General features: G+C 48.5%; 2 protein-coding genes and 1 pseudogene. All 3 read left to right on the forward strand.

Annotated features, from left to right (window positions below):
* A pseudogene (locus C3418_RS23045) lies at positions 1-377 on the forward strand (tyrosine-type recombinase/integrase); the annotation flags it as partial.
* A gap of 137 nt (positions 378-514) precedes the next feature.
* The gene (locus C3418_RS23050; RefSeq protein WP_103859352.1) at positions 515-1,477 is read left to right on the forward strand and encodes a site-specific integrase; all 963 of its coding nucleotides are present in this window, start codon (positions 515-517) and stop codon (positions 1,475-1,477) included.
* Between the two features lie 1,010 nt (positions 1,478-2,487).
* Positions 2,488-3,460 (forward strand): AAA family ATPase (locus tag C3418_RS23060; protein ID WP_258040170.1); only part of this gene is annotated, 973 nt, incomplete at its 3' end.

The raw sequence follows: 3,460 nt of genomic DNA on the forward strand, positions 1-3,460 counted from the left end.
CGTTCTGTCAGGCTGCTGGGGTGCGTTATCGGGGGCCATCTCAATTTCGGCACACCTATGCAAGCCAACTGCTCTCGGCGGGGATCAGCATCGAGTGGATAGCCCGTCAGATGGGGCACACCGGTACGGAGATGGTGGTACGCCATTATGGCAAATGGTTGATGGAGGACGCCCCTGATTATAGGGGTAAGGCAGACACGGTATTTAATGCCTGTATGGCTGGTCAGCAGGCTCCAGTTAATGTGCCGAACAGTAATCCAAAAACTGAAGACAAAAAAACTGAAAGCGAATTCGATGTCGACGCATTACTGGCAACTCCTGCTGTCATGCAGAGATTGATGAGTGTTTTAATGCAGCGAATTTCTGTGGCGCAGTAAATCACTGTTTACATCACGCATTCAGCATTAATTTAAAACTAAATCGCACCTTTAATAAAGGGATCCACGTCGTGGGTGGGGAAATCCTGCCCACTATCTAAAGAAGGCGTTATTCAAGCGCTCTGGGAGATGACCGAATGGCTACACAGGCAACGGAAAAGGAATATGAAAAACTGGCAAAAAATCATTATGAAATCCTAAAGAAAAAGGGCCTCAATATCACAGCAAAAAACATTGCGGATGAATTGTTGGCTCGCGCTTCAGAATGCAGTCCTGGCTATTGGCGAAAACTGCGCCGTGCACTGGTATATCATCAGAAATTGTTGAATTTTCCCGATGCGGCCGAGCGAATTCAAGCCCTGAGTAGGCCAGATATACCGGTTAAGGCAAAACAAAAAAGAGTTAAGAAGGTCGAGAATGATGACCTCGTGGAACTGATTCAGTATTTTAAGGCGCGTAATGACAGCGCTATGTTGGCGGCCATATTGTTGTTTATGCGCGCGGGGATAAGACCTGCTGAACTAGCCACCATAACTGCGCAGGGTAATCGGCTCACCGTTATCGGAGCCAAAAAAAGTCATGATGGCAAACGTGGTGCAGATAGGGTCTTACAGTTTGACACGCTTTCGCCAGAAGAATTGCAACTTATGGTGACCGAGGCAAAGAAAGCAAAAATTGGCTCATTGCAGGACAAGCTGCGTGCGGCGGGCAAAAGCCTCTGGCCGACGCGAAAATCGCTGCCGACCTTTTACAGCTGGCGCCATCAGATGGGCTCTGAGCTCAAAGCGTCTGGGCTCGACCGGCAGCGCATTGCCTACATCATGGGTCATCAGGCAACGTCTTCTGTGGACAAATACGGCAATCGTAAATCCGCTAATGGTAACGTGTTACCCACTTGCCCAGCGGATGCTGACCTGAGCCATATCAGGACAACGCACGCCGAGCTTTCTGTGGATAACAAAACTTATCGCCAGGTAGCTACACCCACAACAGTGGCTGAGCCTTCGCCGAGCGCAGATTCAACTGCCCCAACAAAGCCGAGAGGCATGGCGGCATTCATCAATCGGCATCGCGATGCCGATGACGACTTATCCCGATAAGGGAGCGGCTACAGGGGGACAGCCTTGCTGCTATCACAGCATGGCAAATCCCCCTGGGGCGCAACCGTAAGAACGCCTTCGTCGCAACCGTAAGAACGCAGAGCCAACACAGCGTAAGAACGCGGGGTAAAACATTCTTACGAACGTAAGAATGTGGGTGTGGTGAGAGTAGCGAACCCGGAACCCCCGTAGGTTGCGCAGCGACCGGAGTGGGGTGGAGAACCCATTTTTATGGAGGGTATGAGGCGGTCAATATGGCATGACAGGAGCCGAATATAGGGGTCAAGGTGGAGTCTGACGAGGCACGAGGAGGAACTACCTTGATGCCTATATATCGGTGACGGTCATCCATATTGATGGCGAAATACCCGCCATAAAAACTGTTTAGATGATTATTTGTTATTACACAAAACGCAGCCATAACATCGCTTGGTGCTGATCAATCGATGGCGTTTACATCACAACCAGTATCTAACCAGTAGAATTTATGACAGCCGAAAAGGCACCATATTGTTTAACTAAATAGAGGAAATAGATGAAAATTATAAACGAGATTTTGGCAATCATTTCAGAACACCCGCGCACCGGATCTAGCAGGGTGCTGGCTGCTGCGTTGGCATCGGCATGTAACACTCAATACACAGTGTCATTGCTCGATGTGTCTGTGAGGCTCGATGAAAGTGGCAGGCGGCTGGTTGAGCGCCTTGCTCGGATCACTCTGGAAGCCGATTATTCGAACGATGCACAGGATCGGGCGCTCCAACGCCTTCGGGCGCTCGGGCTCATTTGCTGATCGAGGACAGACGCCCAATGCCGCCATTATTGGTGGCATTTTTATACCTGATTATCCATGCCCTTCATATTGATAGCGCAATACCAGACATAAAAACGCTTTATCTGCAACAACACGGGTAGTTAATTATACACATACGCATGATTAGCTTATGCATATATGTAAACGATGAGACATATCAACAGTACCAAGTCACCACAATAATATAGGTATGTTTATGAATAATGAAAAGTATTATAATTTCAGTCCTGCTGCGGGATTAATTTCCAGCCAGCAAAACCCTAATTGGGTGGTGGATAATCTGATTGAAAAAGGCGAGCAGTGGATTATTAGTGGCTCGCCCAAAACGGGTAAATCGCTGCTTGCAACGCAGTTGGGCTTGGCTGTAGCCAGCGGTAGTGTATTTTTAAATTGGGAAATTAAAAAGCCTGCGCTCGTATTGTATATGGATTTTGAGGTCAATGACAGATTGTTTTGGCAGCGGTACTACACCATGTCGGCACAGACCAACTTGGGCGATGCAAAAAACATTAAAACATTCTTGCGGTGCGGCGATTATAAATCGACTGATGTGTTAGATCCTATGGCATCACAAGCAATATTAGATATTGTCAACGACATTCAACCGGATTTGATCATCTGGGATGTCCTCGCTCGGATGCATAATGCAACGGAAAACGACAATCGTGAAATGGGTCAGGTGATGCGAGCTATTCGAAAAATCAGCGGCTCCGCTGCACACATCATCGTTCATCACGCAAGAAAGATATCCCCTAATGCAGGTGGTAACACTGGCGTAATGAGCATGCGAGGAGCTTCTTCGATTCATGGTGAGGCCGATGGCGTCATCTCACTGGGGACGCGAGAGGGGCAAGGCGCTCGCTACAGCCTGACGTTCAGTGCGAGGGCGGTTGAAACACCTGACGAAATACTCCTTAATCGTATTGGGCTGACATTAGTCAGTGCCATCGGGGAGGAGCGCGACAAGCTGATGGATGGGCTGCTGGAGGCACTGGAAGGCCAAGCGGCGATTTCTGCCACCACATTGACCAAGAGGTTTTGTCAGTATTTCTCTGTAAAAGAACGGCAGGCAAAAAATTACATAAAAAAATGTGTCGATAATGGTTGGGTGACAAGGGGGGCGACATCTGAACGGACTGAATATGTATTAACAGATGGCATTGCTATCA

Source organism: Aeromonas sp. ASNIH8 (assembly GCF_002919855.1).
In the GTDB taxonomy this organism is placed as follows: domain Bacteria; phylum Pseudomonadota; class Gammaproteobacteria; order Enterobacterales; family Aeromonadaceae; genus Aeromonas; species Aeromonas caviae.

Bases quoted from the DNA above. Each gene is read 5' to 3' on its own strand.
- C3418_RS23050 (WP_103859352.1), top strand. From the start codon at position 515: ATGGCTACACAGGCAACGGAAAAGGAATATGAAAAACTGGCAAAAAAT.